Below are 15,137 nucleotides of genomic sequence, written 5' to 3'. Positions count from 1 at the left end.
TTTAAACAACTATTCCTGATTTTGCAATCTCAGTATCAGCTTTTACGTGAGCAGAATTTGCTCTTCCGCTTGGATCAGGGTTATCCTGCCATTTCGGTATCCATTTTCTAACGGTTTGCGCAGCACTGGTTTGTGGATAATATTTATGGAAAACAGATCTGTAAAAATAAGCTTCCTTTGTTGTTGGTGAGTTATATGGAAATTCTGCTGCTGCTCCGGCCAATTGCTCATCTGAAACCTGAGCCGAACAATATTCTATTAACTCATTAATCCAGCTATATCCTACTCCATCCGAAAATTGTTCTTTTTGTCTCCATAAAACCTCAGTTGGTAAATAAGGTTGTTGAGGCGTATCAAATGCTTTTCTTAAGATGTATTTCTCAACACCATCATATGTTTTTGGCTGTTTTTCTTCAGTTTTGATTCGGATAGCAACATCCAGAAATTCTTTATCCAAAAATGGAAGTCTGGTTTCTAAGCTATTTGCCATTGTCGATTTATCTGCACGTAATATATCTGCGGTAAATAATTTCTGAACTCTTTCAATTGTTTCCTTTTGAAATTCCTCAGCTGAAGGCGCATTTCTAAAATACAAATGACCTCCAAAAATCTCATCAGCTCCTTCACCGGAAAGAATCACTTTTACTCCTTTTTCACTTATAGCTTTTGATAATAAATACATAGGTACTCCGGCTCTTACCGAAATAATATCATAGGTCTCAATATAATAAATAATTTTCTCTATTATTTCAACACCTTCTTCAATAGTAAAATGAATTTCATGATGCTCTGTTCCTAAAAATTCAGCAGCTCTCCTAGCAACGCTATTATCAGGAGAATCTGCATCCAATCCGATGGAAAACGAATGCAGTTTTTTGCCATTTTCAGCCCATAATCTGGAAATAATTGCAGCTATTAAAGACGAATCTAAACCACCTGAAAGCAATACTCCGACAGGAACATCACTCATCAAACGTTTACGAATAGCTTCAGTCAGCGTTTCACGAATTAAATCTAAATCAAGGGATTGATTCGCATTTTCATGATCTTCATATTCAGGATCATAATATTTTACAAAACCGGTTTTAGCTGTATAATAATGCCCTGGAGGAAAAGTTGAAAATGATTTACACTGATCTGCAATTGATTTCATTTCTGAAGAAAAATAAATCCTCCCCCTTTCATCTAATCCATAATACAAAGGCTTAACCCCGATTGGATCCCTGCCTGCTATATAATCATCACCATCAATAATTACAAAAGCAAAATCACCATCCAGCATATTACAAAAATCATATCCAAATTCTTCGAACAAATGCACAATTACTTCTGAATCTGACTTTGTTCTAAATGTATGATGCTTTAAAATCCCTTCTTTCAATTCCTGATGATTATATATTTCTCCATCATGAATCATCCAGGCATTTTTAGTTCCCTGAATAGGCTGTTTACCTGACTTCAAATCAATAATTGACAAACTTTCATGACAAATAATGCTGCCATTTTCCATAATATGCAAATCACTTTCATCAGGACCCCGATGAGACATTCTTCCAGAAAGCTCTTTTACGAGTTGTGGGTCTTTTCCTTTACCAATAACGGCCAATATTCCAGACATACTATTCTTTTTTACTATTATTTTGTTTCAATTTGTCTTCTTTTAGAAAAAAAATATAATTCATTCTGCAAGATTCAAATATAAAAAATTAAATAAACACTTAAATAATAAACGATTAAACTTACAAAATAAAATCAATTAAACAATTCTATAAACTAAGAAAACGTTCTCAAGCCGAGAACGTTTTCCAAATTACAAACTCAAAATATTATCTTTATGCTTTTTGATAAGCGTCATCATGCACACTTGCTACAGCTCTTCCTGAAGGGTCGTTCATGTTTTTGAAAGCTTCATCCCACTCCAAAGCAATTTTTGTACTACAAGCAACGCTTGCTTCCTGAGGTACGCATAATGCTGCTGCATCACTTGGGAAATGTTCTGTAAAAATGGAACGATAGTAATATTCTTCTTTAGACGTTGGCGTTTGCAATGGAAATTTATATTTCGCATTTGCCAATTGCTCATCAGAAACTGCTTCTGCCACTACTTCTTTCAATGTATCAATCCAGCTATATCCTACTCCGTCAGAAAATTGCTCTTTTTGTCTCCATGCTACACTTTCCGGTAACATATCTTCAAAAGCTTTACGAACTACCCATTTTTCCATCGGGTGTTCTTTGTTGATCATTTTATCTTGTGGGTTGATTCTCATTGCCACGTCCATAAATTCTTTATCCAGGAATGGTACACGACCTTCAATTCCCCAGGCTGCCAAACTTTTGTTGGCACGTAAGCAATCGTACATGTGTAGTTTCCCTAATTTACGAACATTTTCTTCGTGGAATTCTCTTGCGTTTGGCGCTTTATGGAAGTATAAGTATCCTCCAAACAACTCATCTGCACCTTCACCTGACAATACCATTTTTATCCCCATAGATTTGATAACTCTTGCCATCAACCACATTGGAGTCGAAGCTCTAACCGTAGTTACATCATAAGTTTCAAGGTTATAAATTACATCACGAACAGCATCTAAACCTTCCTGAATTGTAAATTTAATTTCATGGTGAATTGTTCCGATATGTTTTGCTACAATTTGTGCCGCCGCTAAATCAGGAGAACCTTCTAATCCTACTGAGAAAGAATGCAATTGCGGATACCACGCATCTGTAGTATCATCCGATTCAATACGTTTTTGTGCATATTTTTTGGCTACAGCCGAAGTAATAGAAGAATCTAAACCTCCTGAAAGTAATACTCCGTAAGGCACATCACTCATTAATTGTCTGTGAACAGCAGCTTCTAATGCCTCTTTAATAGCAGGAATACTTGTTTCGTTATCTTTTACAGCATCATATTCTGTCCAGTCTCTTTTGTACCATTGTACAAATTCGCCATCTTTGCTTGTCATATAATGTCCCGGAGGGAACAATTCAATTTTTGTACAATATCCTTCTAAAGCTTTCAATTCTGAAGCTACATAGAAAGTTCCATCCTGATCCCAACCGATGTATAATGGAATAATTCCCATGTGGTCACGAGCGATAAAATACTCATCTTTCTCTACATCATAAATCGCAAATCCGAAGATTCCATTCATTTCATCAACAAAATGAGGCCCTTTTTCTTTATAAAGTGCTAAAATAACTTCACAGTCACTTTCAGTCTGAAAGTTATATTTACCTTCAAATTGTTTACGCAATTCTCTGTGGTTGTAAATTTCACCATTTGCAGCTAAAACTAATTTTTTATCTTCAGTAAACAAAGGCTGCTTTCCTGAAGCCGGGTCAACAATTGCCAAACGCTCGTGAGATAAGATTGCTTTATCATTGCTGTAAATACCGCTCCAGTCCGGTCCGCGGTGACGAATGATTTTAGACATTTCTAATACTTGAGGTCTTAAAGTTTCGGCTTTTTGTTTCAGGTCAAAGGCACATACAATTCCACACATAATTCTTATATTTTATTTTATAAATTTTATTTCGATAGGGCAAAGATGCAGTAATGGTTATAATTGAAAAACATAAATATTCATTTAAGTTATAATTTAAAACTCAAAAAGCGTTTTTACATATAAAATGTAAAATTTTAACATTAAAAAAAGAGCTATACTTGAAAATTTCAATTTCGGCTTAAAAAGAGATACAAATCATAGTATTTCAAAACAGAAGTTTAAATTAAATTCAGTAATAATTCATAAACACTAAAAAATCATCAAGCATACAATTCTAAAGTGTCAAAAAAATGCATTTGCTCCATAATAACCTGAAAAGAAATTCACGAAACACTTTCAATCGTATAATGTGTTTTATTAATCTCAAATTGAAAACCTGCCTTATTTCCCATCAGATGAGAACCAAGAGGAGATTGTGCAGAAAGGGCAATAACATTTATCCCATCAATTGAAATCTTAGGAAGTGCCACGCTTAGATATAAAAAAATTCCGTTGGCTTTCACCAGACTTCCGGAGATAATATTTTCTGTAGTTTTTGAAGCATCTATTTTATCTAAAATTGCTTTTTGAGCAATCGCTTCTTTTAGTTTATTGGTTAATTTTTCCTGTTCGATATGCATCATCGACAAAGCCGTTTCATGTTTATCACCGGCAGATCCTTTGGCATCATTTTTAGAATCTTCAGTCAAAGCCGAAATCATGTCTTTAAAAACATCTATCCGATCCTGAACCATTTGCAAATAATGAGTATGTATTTTTTGTTTGAAAGTCATTTTTTTTAGGTACTGAGGTTCTAAGTTACAAAGATGCAAAGGTTTTTCGCAGCAGCAAAACAAGTTATAAGCAAATGATTCGATTTTTCTCCCCGGTTGAAAAATTAACATCCTATTTTGAGTTTTTTCAACAAACAATCTATAAATTTACTCTTATTAATTTACTAATCATTATGAAAAAATCTACAATTATTACGACAATTGCTTTTGGTATTACAATGCTTTTATCATCAAATATCAATGCTCAAAAATTTCCGGACTTAGATAAAAGTCCAATGGATGCAGCTTCATATCCAAATGATTATAAAGATGCTGCCAAAATAGTGAAAGTCATTTATAGCAGACCCCAACTCAAAGGGCGTGATTTAAACACACTTGTTCCTGAAGGAAAAGTATGGAGACTGGGTGCTAATGAAGCTACTGAAATTACTTTCTACAAGGATATGAAATTAGGTGACAAGAAAATTAAAGCCGGTACTTATACTTTATTTGCTCTTCCTGAAAAAGATTTTTTTACCCTCATCGTAAGTAAAGATTTAAATGTTTGGGGGTCTTATTCTTATAAAGCAGACAATGATGTGGCAAGATTAAAAGTTCCAATAACCCAAGCTAATGAATCGTTAGAAGCTTTCTCAATGGTTTTCACAAAAGAGGACAAAGGTATTGTTTTAAATTTAGGCTGGGATAAAGCAAGAGTTGCAATTCCATTTACAGAATAAAAGACTTTTGAGTTCAAAAAAAGGAGCTTCCAAAATTATGGAAGCTCCTTTTTTTTATAATTTAAGTTTGAGATTTGTAATCTAAAGTTTATTTTCTGTCAGGCTGAGTGAAGTCGAAGGCATGTAAACCGAAAAGGGCTTCGACTCCGCTCAGGGTGACATCATTATTTGGGAATCTTAGAAATCAAATTTATAATTCGCTCCAACCAGCACCTGAAATCCTTGCACAGGATAATTTAGCCATTTTTCGTAAGCCTGATTTCCGATATTATTTAGTTTTAAAAAGAAAGTCAAACGCTCATTGTGTTTGTATCCTAAATGTGCGTTGGCATCAAAATAACTTTTTAAAGTAACTAAAACAGGATCTGTTGCCAAATCGGTATTTGCCTGCATATCTTTACGTTCCCCCACATAAAAAACATTTAAACCCGCATACCATTGTTTGGTTATATTTACATCCAGATTAGAACTCAATTTCATTGATGGCAAATTCCATGCTTCTGTGGGTGCATCGGTTTTGTAGCTATTAAAAGTTCCGTTAATTCCGAAAGTAACATTTTCAGAAAAATCAGCTTTTAGTTCTGCATAAAAACGAAGTGTCCTGATGTCTTCATAAACAACTCCAAAAGAATTTCCGTAAGCGTAATTTTGGTTTGAAAAATCTTCTGTATAATTATTGCTTTTAAACAAGGCTTTATCTTTTTCATTCAAATAGGAACCTGTCAAATTATAATTTACATTGTTAGCCAGCTTCCCTTTCAAACCCACAAAAGCATTATATTGAGTACTTGATGGTCTCATATCTATTAATGTTGGCGACAAAAACGGATTTTCAGTTACAAAATCAGCGTATGAGTTCTGATTTAAACTTCCATTTACACCTGTGTAGAAAATCATTAAATCCCCAACCAATTTATATGAAGCATTTACTTTTGGATAAATATAAAACTTGTTTCCGCTATTTTCAGAATCCAATGCATAATACAATCCTGCTCCTAATTCTAAAGTCCAGTCATTTTCATTAACTACAAAACTTGGCTCGATTCCAAAATTGGTCAAACTATATTTTACAGGGCCTGTATTTGTTTGGAAATAATTATTTTCAAAACTTCCGCTTACGTGGTCAATAATCACATTCGTATTAACTGACTGATCCATTACATCAACTTTAAAAGTCGGTTTTAGGTAAAAACGATTTTCTGAAGAAGAAAAACTATCCGAAAAGTGCGTAAATTTAGTTGCTACTTTACTAAAAATACTTTCGTTAAATTCCGTGTTCCCTCCCAAAGAAATAGTATTATAAGAATGATTCGGATTAATTTTATTTATTAAATCAAAACGATCTTCCGGAAGTAAAGTCGAACCAAAATCAGCCGGCAAGCCATACCAATTATATATTTGATTTTGATATCCTAAATCAATATTCCATGACATATCGCGATTATTCTGACCATAACCAATATTTAATGCCGTATCATAAAATTCATCATTCAAAAGAGCATCTTTAATTCCACCTTGCGACGAATGATGACGAAACATTCCTGTCACATAATCATTATTTCCTAAATCCTGCGTTACGAACAATTCAGCATTAAGAGTATCATAATTCCCAACTCCCAAAGTTGCATAATTACTAAACAAACGCTCTTGTTTTGATTTTTCAACGCCTTCTGCTTTTCCTTTTGAAGGTGTAAAAGTAGATGCTACTGGAACTGACAAAATACTGTATTTAATAGTTTCTTTAGGCTGATTTCCTGTATCGTCAAGCGAAGGAGTTTCCTTTACTTTAAAGGCGTCTGATATAGTTGGCGAATAAGGTTTTACCACATTTACAGTTTCAGTACCAATAGTTTCTTCTTTCTTTTGTGCAAACGAAAGCTGAAAAACAAACAGCAAAATCAAAATGATAGTTTTATTCCGGAAATTAATTTTCATATTTATTTTTTTTGAGAGTATAGAGAAAAGAATATAGAACATAGACTTTTGCCTGCAACCTGATTCTTTCCAAACTCTTTGTTTTTTATTCTTTAATCTTTATTCTGTTTTCTATAATCCTTGTTCTATTTTCTTACCCTAGACTTCCCACTCACCTGCGGCAACAAACTGGGCTTTTCCTCCAATTTCTATTTCAAAATTATCTTTTGACCTTTTTCCATTGAAATAAATCTGCGAAGGCCTTTGAATATAATCTCCCTGATAATTAATTGTTTTAATATTATCTGAATGATATTTTAAAAGAAATGCCTGCAGACAAGTACTTGCGCTTCCTGTAGCAGCATCTTCAACCAATTGATTATTTTCCACACATAACATTCTGCTGATTATTTTTGATTCTTCTAAATAATAAAAATATAAAGCCCTGTGGTTTGTTTTACAATTTGATTTTAACCATTTATCCGTTTTGTCTTTATCTAAAATCAAATTTTCTAATACTTTTTTATTTTTAAGCGGAACAATCACAAAAGCACTTCCTGTGGTTACTTCCTGAATTGGATATTTATCTTCAAAATCATCTGATTTTAAATTGCTGAATAACTCAAAATCATTTTTCGAAAAAGTATCCCAAAATTCTGGCTGAGCAGCCCTTAACCAAATCAAATTCTCTGATTCGTGGATCGGAATTTCTCCAATTGGAACCTGCAAAGCAATATTTTTTGGCTGATTTTCAAATACTTTATTCATCAAAACCCATGAAGTCCCAATAATAGGATGACCCGCAAATTGCATTTCTTTCTCAGGGGTAAATATTCGAATCTCTGCTATGTTATTTTTTGAATCAAGCCTGGTTATAAAAGTACTTTCTGCAAAATTAATTTCGCGGGCAATTTGCTGCATTTCTGTTGCACTTGCACTATTTCCAACAGCTAAAAAAACCGCCAATTGATTCCCGGCATATTTATTTTCAGCAAAAACATCAATTATATAAAAAGGTAAACTCATTTCTTCTTTTTTTTTTTTAGAGAATAGAAAAAAGAACATAGAAAATAGACTTTTGTACTTCATCTATATTCTTTTCTCTATATTCTTATTCTTATTTTGTAATCGACGAATTCGTTTTTGATTCTTCTAATTTGATTGCTGCCAGCTCTCTTTTCGCTTCTTCGACCACATCAGGATAATCAGTAAAATTATTTATTACATTATCCAAAATATAAGTTGCCTGATAGCTGTCTTTTAATCCGTAGAAATTTTTCGCCATCAAAACCAAACTCTTTGCTCCGTAATATTTAAAAGCTGAATAATTTTTGGCCAATTTCTGAACTGCTACATTCGAAGCTTCAAATTTGCCTTCCTTGGTTTTAAAATAAGCATCATAATACAATGCCTCTGCAGCCAGTTCCCCTTTTGATGTTGCAGATAATTTAGCATAGGCTGCTTTTGCCTTATTTTCATCTCCGGTTTGCATTGCCGCACGTGCTACAATAATTTGCGCATCAGATTTTACGTTTGCATCTGCTTTAGGATTTTGCAATACTTTGTCTGCATACACTACTGAATTGTCATAATCCTTTTTGTCATAATAGCATTTCATCAAATTAGCCTGGGCAAAACTTTTATTCTGAGGATAATCTGCTTCGTTTTCTAAACGAACCAATACCGGAATTGATTTATCGCAATCTTTAGCTTTTAAGAAAATTTGAGATAATCTCGTTAATGCTTGTTCTGTAAATTCATTTCTTGGCTGATCGATTACATATTGATAATTTGCAACTGATTTAGTTTCTGAACCTTCAGCATAAAGCAATTGTGCCAGATAAAAATTAGCTTCAAGCGCATGTATTCCTGATGGAAATTTGCTTACATAACTTGTAAATCCAACAATTGCCTGTTTGCTGTTATTTTGACTGTATTGTTTAAAAGCGGCATCATAAGTATCATTGTCCAATTCTGCATCTGTAACTGAAACAAAATCCAGAGTACGAACCCACGTTGCATACTCATCAACTTTTCCTGAATCAACATAAATTAATCTTGCTGTAGAAACTGCCTCCAATGCTTCAGGTGTTTTTGGGAATTCGGCTGCTACTTTTTTGAATTTCACCAAAGCCTGCTCATCACGATCTGTATTGTAATAAATCAAACCCTGTTTCAAAATAGCTTTTGAAGTAAACGAACCGTTTTTAAATTCTGAAATTAACTGATCGTAAGTTTTAAGTGCCTGATCATTCTTTTTATCGGCAACATAAGTATTTGCCAACTCATATAAAACGTCATCCCTGTAAGATGATTTTTTATACATGAGAAGGAAATTATTCAGTTCATCAATTTTCTTGTCATTTTTGGACATAAATCCGTACGAAATTGCTTTTTGATACTGAGCGTAATCAGCGTCGACTCCTTTTGCATTAATAGCTTTCGCATACGCTTCCATCGCAGGACCATATTTTGCATTTACAAATCTACAATCCCCCAAACGCAAATAAGAATCATTTAAACGCACTTTATCCTCTTTTGAATTATTGATTTGCGCCTCAAATGAACTTGCTGCCTGATCATATTCTTTCAATTTAAAATAGGTATACCCAATATTATAATTGATGTTTTTGTATTCGTCAGTTGTTTTTGCTTCAGACAAACCTGCAAATTGTTTGTAACTTAATAATGCAGCCTGAAAATCATCAGTTATATATTCAGATTCCGCTTTCCAGAAAGTGGCTCTGGCTGTAATTTCAGGATTTTTTTGTTCTTTAACGGCACCATTGAACATTTTTAATGCCTCTGAGTAATTAGCTTCAGTATATAATTCCAACCCTCTGTAAAAAAGTACTTTTTGGTAGGCTGGTTTATTTTCCGGAGTTCTGTTTTTCTCTAATAAAACCAAAGCTTCCTTATAATTTTTAGAAGAAATATAAGAATCAACTAATAATTTCTCTACTTCAGGTCTACTTGAATTATTTGGATATTTTTTCAGGAAATCAAGCAGGATCCCGGGAACCGTCTGATATTGATTTCCAATTTCATAGCTCAATTTGGCATAATTCAAAGCTGCGTCTTCCTGAATATCAGCATTAAACTCCATTTCGGAAGCATTTTTAAAAGCATTTAAGGCTTCTTGTTTTTTACCAGTATTTAAATATGCCAAACCTAAATGATAATAGGCGTTTTGTGCTACAAAATCTTTGCCTTCAATAATTTTATTGAATTGAGAAATCGCTTTTTCATAATTTTTTTGTTCGTAATAAGCATAACCCAACTGATAAAAATCAGTATTATTCCATTTTCCTTTTTTACCTGCATATTGCTCTAAAAACGGAATTGCTTTACCATATTGTTTTAAATTAAAATAACTTTCTCCGATAATTTTATTCAGTTCCGATTTTTCAACTGCATTTGATTTAGCCATTGCTGTTTGTCCCAAATCGATTGCTTTTTGAAAATTTCCTAATTTAAAATTCATATCAGCCTGATAATATGAAAGCTTTTCTTTGTATTTTTCTTCGCCTGAAACTTCATCAAAATATTTGGTGGCTTCTTTGTAATCATCTCCTTCATAAGCCATAAAGCCTAAATAATACTTGGCTTGAGAGCCAAATTCAGGAGAGTTTACCACTTTGTTAAAATAGGCTGTAGCTTCTTGTTTCTTTTTAGCATTAAAATAACTGTATCCTTTCTGGAAATTAAATTTATCCAAATCTGACTTGCTCATATAACTTTCATCGACTTTATCAAACCATTGCAAAGCTTTTGGGTAATCGCCTTGTTCAAAGAAAAAATGAGCTGCTTCTATATAAGCCTGATTTTGTTTTGTACTTGTTGGATAATCATCTACAAACTTTTCCATCAGAGCATCTGCATTTGCCTGATTGGTCCTGATAGCACAATTTGCTATGTAATAGGCACAATCTGACTGGACCTCTTCAGTCGTTGCTTCGTTTTTTACATGCTCAAAAATAAGCTGTGCCGAAGCGTATTGTTTGTCGTTATATAAAGCCAGTGCCTTATCAAATTCTTTTAAATCGTAAGTGTAGATAGCCGATTTTTGTGCCAAAACTGTGGTCGAAATAAAGAGAATTTGTAGAAAAAAGAACCAGAAAAGTTTACGCATTGTGATTATATTTAGTATTCAAATGTATCATTTTATAACCTTTATAACGAAATGTTTAATGTATTTATTATGAACAAATATTTTAACAGTTATTATTTAACAGCTTCTCAAAGCCCAAAATATTGGTTCTCAAACATTCTGAAACAATTATTTTTTTTAAAGGTTTTCTTTAGAAATGATTGAAATTTATTTTGAATCCAACCGTTAACTTATTACTTTTACATTCAAATCAAATTTATTATGTCAGAAATCGTACTATCTCTTAAAGATGTCACTATATACCAGGAAGGAAGAAAAATTTTATCACATATTAATTTAGATGTTCAACATGGTGAGTTCATCTATATAATTGGAAAAACAGGTTCCGGAAAAAGTAGTTTCATGAAAACCCTGTACGGTGATTTACCCCTTTCTGAAGGTGAAGGACACATTGTTGAATTTGATTTAGCTACCCTGAAAGAAAATCAGATTCCATATTTGAGACGTAAAATTGGAATTGTATTCCAGGATTTTAAACTGCTTCCCGACAGAACAGTAAAAGACAATATGTTATTTGTTCTGAGAGCAACCGGCTGGGTTGAGAAAGAAGCGATGCAACATCAGATCGATGAAGTTTTGGACAAAGTGGGCATGAAAGATTTTATGAATAAAATGCCACATCAGCTTTCAGGAGGTGAACAGCAACGTGTTGCTATTGCAAGAGCCCTATTGAATGACCCTGAATTTATTTTAGCCGATGAACCAACAGGAAATCTGGATCCACAAACAAGTTCAGAAGTTTTAGAGGTTTTGAAAAAAATCAACGCCAACGGAAAAACCGTTATCATGGCCACTCACGATTATGCATTGCTAATGAAATTTCCATCTAAAACATTAAAATGTGAGGATGAAAGAATTTTTGAAGTGGTACAGCGATCTGTCTAAAACTCTTATTTAGAAAATACTAAAATATCCTGAAAATCAAATAAACCTTCACAAGTTCTTTTTGACCAGCTTCCATATATTTTATTTTCTAATTTTAAATGACTGTTTTGCATCATTTGATCTAAGTAAGTTTCCTTAAAAGCAATATTTGCTGAAGGAACTTTTTCATTCATTAATCTATAATTTTCTCTTTCATGAGGAAAGCTCATTCCATTATCTTTATTAGAAATCTTGTTTTCAATTTGATTATCATACAAGAAAAAAGTAGCGAGACATTTTCCGTTTGTTTTTAAAACTCTGTGAATTTCATTCAGATAATTTTGCACTTCCAAAGGCTGCATATGCGTAAAAACTGAAAACAAAAAAACGGTATCAAAGGAATCATTTTCATAAGGAAATACAAATTCCTCAGCTTTTTTATCTGTAAAATGATACAAGTCATTATTTAAGGGAATATACTGAAAATTAAAATTAGGAAAATCTTTTGCGATATGCTTTTTACACCATTCAATTCCTTTTTTAACCACATCAAATCCTTCATATTTACCTTCTTTTGACAAATATTGGGTGAGCGGAACAGCTGCTCTTCCTATACCACAGCCTATATCAAGTACAGCATGATTTTGATTTAAAGTACCATACTTTTTTAAAAGTTCAAGATGATGTTTACCTTGTGCCAGGAAATCACCTGATCCGATAAAAATATCCCCTTTGTTAGGAACGTATTTGTTTTTACGTCTAAAAATAGTGTCAAAAATATCAATGGGTAAATAGTACACTTTCCTAACAATAAATCTTGATCTTGGCGAAATAGCATAATAAACAGATCTTAAACTCATTTAATTTGTTTTGAAATTAATTTGATAATATTTTGGAACTATTTTAATAAAAAACATTTCCTTTACAAATATATTTAAAAAAAGAACAATTAATGCTTTCGATACTTATTCCTGCTTATAATTACAATATTGTTCCTTTAGTTCTGGAATTAAAGGAACAATGTATTTCATGCGGAATTCAATTTGAAATTATAGTTCAGGATGATGCCTCTTTTTCTACACTAAACACTGAAAATCAAATCATAAATACTATTGAAAATTGTTTCTTCTTTGTAAACAACTCCAATCTTGGAAGAGGAAAAAATATCAATTCGCTGGCTGAAAAAGCAAAATATAATTGGTTGCTTATTTTAGATTGTGACACATTCCCCACGCAAAATGATTTTATAAAAAAGTATATCCTAAGTACCAAAGATCCGGAACATGAAATAGTGTTTGGCGGGATAAAATATAAAAAAGAAAGGCCTGAAAAAGAAAATCTTCTTCGGTGGATTTATGGAAATAAAAGAGAATCCCTATCTTTAAAGGCCAGGAAAGAAAAACCGAACAATCGTGCATTAACTTCTAATTTACTGATAAACAAAGAACTTTTTATCAATAATTCGTTTGATGACTCAATAACAGAATATGGTTATGAGGATCTATGTTTTCTCGCTGCCTTAAAAGCAAAAAACATTCAGGTCTGCCATATAGAAAACCCTGCTTTTCATCTGGATTTGGAAACTTCTGTTCTTTTTCTGGAAAAAACAAAAACAGCTTTGGAGAATTTGGTATTTATTGTTGATTCCAAAATTATAGATCATATAGACAGTAAAATTGTCACTACACATAATTTGTTACATAAATTAATGCTTGTTAAATTTACTTCTTATATTTTTAAAAAACTGGAATTTAATATCAGGACTAATCTACTTTCTGAAAATCCTTCCTTATTTCTATTCGATATCTATAAGTTGGGCTATTATTGCACGCTAAAAAAATAATCAATTATGGCATTTTTTTCTATTGTTATTCCACTATACAACAAAGCCAATTATATTGAAAACACTTTAAGAAGTGTTCTCAACCAAACTTTTACAGATTATGAAATTATTGTAATAAACGATGGATCCACAGACAATAGCGTAGCAAAGGTACTGGAATTTAACGACAGCCGAATACAGCTTTACAACCAAAAAAATCAAGGGGCATCCGTAGCCAGAAATCTTGGAATTGAAAAAGCAAATTGTGATTATATTGCTTTTTTGGATGCAGATGATTTATGGATGGCTAATCATTTGGAAACATTGAAAACTTTAATTCAAAATTTTCCAAATGTGGGGATTTTTGCTTCGCGTTATCAATTAGTCTTTCGTAATGGAAAAAATTACATTCCGAAATTTAATGGGGTTTCTGCGGATTTTGAAGGTATTATTCCGGATTATTTTAAAGCTGGTTTAAATTATCCAATTTCTACATCATCGTCAATTGTAATCCCTAAATATGTATTTAAAAAAACAGGTTACTTTAAACCTGCCATATCGAGCGGACAAGATGTTGATATGTGGATTCGAATTGCATCAAATTATCCTGTCGCAATAAGCAATAAAGTTACGGCATCTTACTTACATTACATTGAGGACAGCCTTTCAAAAACCCCAATACTGGACAAAAAATTAAAAGATTTTAATGACTATAAAGAACAGGAAGAAAGTAATCCAAGCCTAAAAAAATATCTTGATCTTTACAGAATAGAATATGCTTTGCAATATAAAATTGCCGGGGAGAACAAAAAGTCAAAAGAATTATTTAAGAACATTTTAAAAGAAAATATTTCTTTTAAAACCAAAGTCATATACTTTTTACCTCGGTATATACTTATCTTTTTATTAAAACTAAAAAAACTTTTGAGAAAAAATGGTTTTAATTTTTCTATTTATCAATAGATTTTTTTGAACACATAAATTCATCAAAATCCCTGATATAATCGTCTTCGATATAAACTTCCGAAGCAACTACCAAACAAACCGAACCCGAAGAAAAATTTTGAAGCTCTCTCCAAATGCCGGAATTGATCAACAGACCTTCATATGGCTTGTTTAAAGTAATAATTCGCTCTTCGTTTCCATCATTCAAAACTACGTCAAAACTGCCACTTAGTGCCACCAAAAACTGTTGCAGGTTTTTATGTGCATGACCGCCACGTTCAGCACCACTTGGCACATCGTATAAGTAATAAACTCTTTTAATATCAAAAGGAACAGTATCATTCTCTATTACAGAGAGATTACCTCTTCGCTCTTCAATTTTTGGTATCGCTATAATTTGTACATTCATTTATACTT

The 15,137-nt window shown here is 32.6% G+C and carries 12 protein-coding genes; 4 read left to right on the top strand and 8 right to left on the bottom strand.

Annotation, left to right across the window (positions count from 1 at the left end):
- Position 1: 1 nt before the first annotated feature.
- The 3 genes from asnB (ACEN92_RS21105) to ACEN92_RS21095 all read right to left on the bottom strand — a co-directional run bounded on the left by asnB (ACEN92_RS21105) (position 2) and on the right by ACEN92_RS21095 (position 4,285).
- On the bottom strand, positions 2 to 1,618 hold the full coding sequence (asnB, locus tag ACEN92_RS21105) for an asparagine synthase B (protein ID WP_495640293.1): 1,617 nt from the start codon (positions 1,616 to 1,618) through the stop codon (positions 2 to 4).
- Positions 1,619 to 1,832: 214 nt separating this feature from the next.
- On the bottom strand, positions 1,833 to 3,509 hold the full coding sequence (gene asnB, locus ACEN92_RS21100) for an asparagine synthase B (RefSeq protein WP_007811369.1): 1,677 nt from the start codon (positions 3,507 to 3,509) through the stop codon (positions 1,833 to 1,835).
- 326 nt (positions 3,510 to 3,835) lie between these two features.
- Positions 3,836 to 4,285 (bottom strand): hypothetical protein, encoded by a 450-nt coding sequence (locus ACEN92_RS21095; protein WP_495640292.1) that lies wholly within the window; start codon positions 4,283 to 4,285, stop codon positions 3,836 to 3,838.
- A 173-nt stretch (positions 4,286 to 4,458) separates the two neighbouring features.
- Here ACEN92_RS21095 and ACEN92_RS21090 point away from each other — a divergent pair, with 173 nt between their 5' ends.
- Positions 4,459 to 5,004, top strand: coding sequence for a DUF2911 domain-containing protein (locus ACEN92_RS21090; RefSeq protein WP_495640291.1), 546 nt, complete (start codon positions 4,459 to 4,461; stop codon positions 5,002 to 5,004).
- A gap of 177 nt (positions 5,005 to 5,181) precedes the next feature.
- Here ACEN92_RS21090 and ACEN92_RS21085 read toward each other — a convergent pair whose 3' ends face one another.
- From ACEN92_RS21085 to ACEN92_RS21075, 3 genes are all read right to left on the bottom strand, one after another.
- Complete coding sequence (locus tag ACEN92_RS21085; RefSeq protein ID WP_495640290.1) at positions 5,182 to 6,939, bottom strand: TonB-dependent receptor; 1,758 nt, start codon at positions 6,937 to 6,939, stop codon at positions 5,182 to 5,184.
- A gap of 138 nt (positions 6,940 to 7,077) precedes the next feature.
- The gene (locus tag ACEN92_RS21080) at positions 7,078 to 7,944 is read right to left on the bottom strand and encodes a PhzF family phenazine biosynthesis protein (protein ID WP_495640289.1); all 867 of its coding nucleotides are present in this window, start codon (positions 7,942 to 7,944) and stop codon (positions 7,078 to 7,080) included.
- Between the two features lie 91 nt (positions 7,945 to 8,035).
- Positions 8,036 to 11,050, bottom strand: coding sequence for a tetratricopeptide repeat protein (locus ACEN92_RS21075; protein WP_495640288.1), 3,015 nt, complete (start codon positions 11,048 to 11,050; stop codon positions 8,036 to 8,038).
- Between the two features lie 240 nt (positions 11,051 to 11,290).
- Between ACEN92_RS21075 and ACEN92_RS21070 the strand changes: the two genes are divergently transcribed.
- Complete coding sequence (locus ACEN92_RS21070) at positions 11,291 to 11,974, top strand: cell division ATP-binding protein FtsE (protein WP_495640287.1); 684 nt, start codon at positions 11,291 to 11,293, stop codon at positions 11,972 to 11,974.
- Positions 11,975 to 11,979: 5 nt separating this feature from the next.
- On the opposite strand, the gene ACEN92_RS21065 is transcribed toward ACEN92_RS21070, so the two are convergent.
- Complete coding sequence (locus ACEN92_RS21065) at positions 11,980 to 12,813, bottom strand: class I SAM-dependent methyltransferase (RefSeq protein WP_495640286.1); 834 nt, start codon at positions 12,811 to 12,813, stop codon at positions 11,980 to 11,982.
- A 92-nt stretch (positions 12,814 to 12,905) separates the two neighbouring features.
- Here ACEN92_RS21065 and ACEN92_RS21060 point away from each other — a divergent pair, with 92 nt between their 5' ends.
- Positions 12,906 to 13,796: a glycosyltransferase family 2 protein gene (locus ACEN92_RS21060; RefSeq protein ID WP_495640285.1), complete on the top strand. Its 891-nt coding sequence runs from the start codon at positions 12,906 to 12,908 to the stop codon at positions 13,794 to 13,796.
- A 6-nt stretch (positions 13,797 to 13,802) separates the two neighbouring features.
- A complete protein-coding gene (locus ACEN92_RS21055; RefSeq protein ID WP_495640284.1) occupies positions 13,803 to 14,738 on the top strand; it encodes a glycosyltransferase family 2 protein in 936 nt (311 codons plus the stop codon).
- Here ACEN92_RS21055 and ACEN92_RS21050 read toward each other — a convergent pair.
- Positions 14,725 to 15,129, bottom strand: a complete 405-nt coding sequence (locus ACEN92_RS21050; RefSeq protein ID WP_495640283.1) for a sugar 3,4-ketoisomerase — start codon at positions 15,127 to 15,129, stop codon at positions 14,725 to 14,727. The genes ACEN92_RS21055 and ACEN92_RS21050 overlap by 14 nt on opposite strands.
- Positions 15,130 to 15,137 lie beyond the last annotated feature (8 nt).

Source organism: Flavobacterium sp. Flavsp81, assembly GCF_059491325.1.
The sequence above is the reverse complement of the archived record's forward strand: the minus strand, read 5'-3'. Positions and strand labels throughout refer to the sequence as shown.

Bases quoted from the DNA above. Each gene is read 5' to 3' on its own strand.
- asnB (WP_495640293.1), bottom strand. From the start codon at position 1,618: ATGTCTGGAATATTGGCCGTTATTGGTAAAGGAAAAGACCCACAACTC.
- asnB (WP_007811369.1), bottom strand. From the start codon at position 3,509: ATGTGTGGAATTGTATGTGCCTTTGACCTGAAACAAAAAGCCGAAACT.
- ACEN92_RS21095 (WP_495640292.1), bottom strand. From the start codon at position 4,285: ATGACTTTCAAACAAAAAATACATACTCATTATTTGCAAATGGTTCAG.
- ACEN92_RS21090 (WP_495640291.1), top strand. From the start codon at position 4,459: ATGAAAAAATCTACAATTATTACGACAATTGCTTTTGGTATTACAATG.
- ACEN92_RS21085 (WP_495640290.1), bottom strand. From the start codon at position 6,939: ATGAAAATTAATTTCCGGAATAAAACTATCATTTTGATTTTGCTGTTT.
- ACEN92_RS21080 (WP_495640289.1), bottom strand. From the start codon at position 7,944: ATGAGTTTACCTTTTTATATAATTGATGTTTTTGCTGAAAATAAATAT.
- ACEN92_RS21075 (WP_495640288.1), bottom strand. From the start codon at position 11,050: ATGCGTAAACTTTTCTGGTTCTTTTTTCTACAAATTCTCTTTATTTCG.
- ACEN92_RS21070 (WP_495640287.1), top strand. From the start codon at position 11,291: ATGTCAGAAATCGTACTATCTCTTAAAGATGTCACTATATACCAGGAA.
- ACEN92_RS21065 (WP_495640286.1), bottom strand. From the start codon at position 12,813: ATGAGTTTAAGATCTGTTTATTATGCTATTTCGCCAAGATCAAGATTT.
- ACEN92_RS21060 (WP_495640285.1), top strand. From the start codon at position 12,906: ATGCTTTCGATACTTATTCCTGCTTATAATTACAATATTGTTCCTTTA.
- ACEN92_RS21055 (WP_495640284.1), top strand. From the start codon at position 13,803: ATGGCATTTTTTTCTATTGTTATTCCACTATACAACAAAGCCAATTAT.
- ACEN92_RS21050 (WP_495640283.1), bottom strand. From the start codon at position 15,129: ATGAATGTACAAATTATAGCGATACCAAAAATTGAAGAGCGAAGAGGT.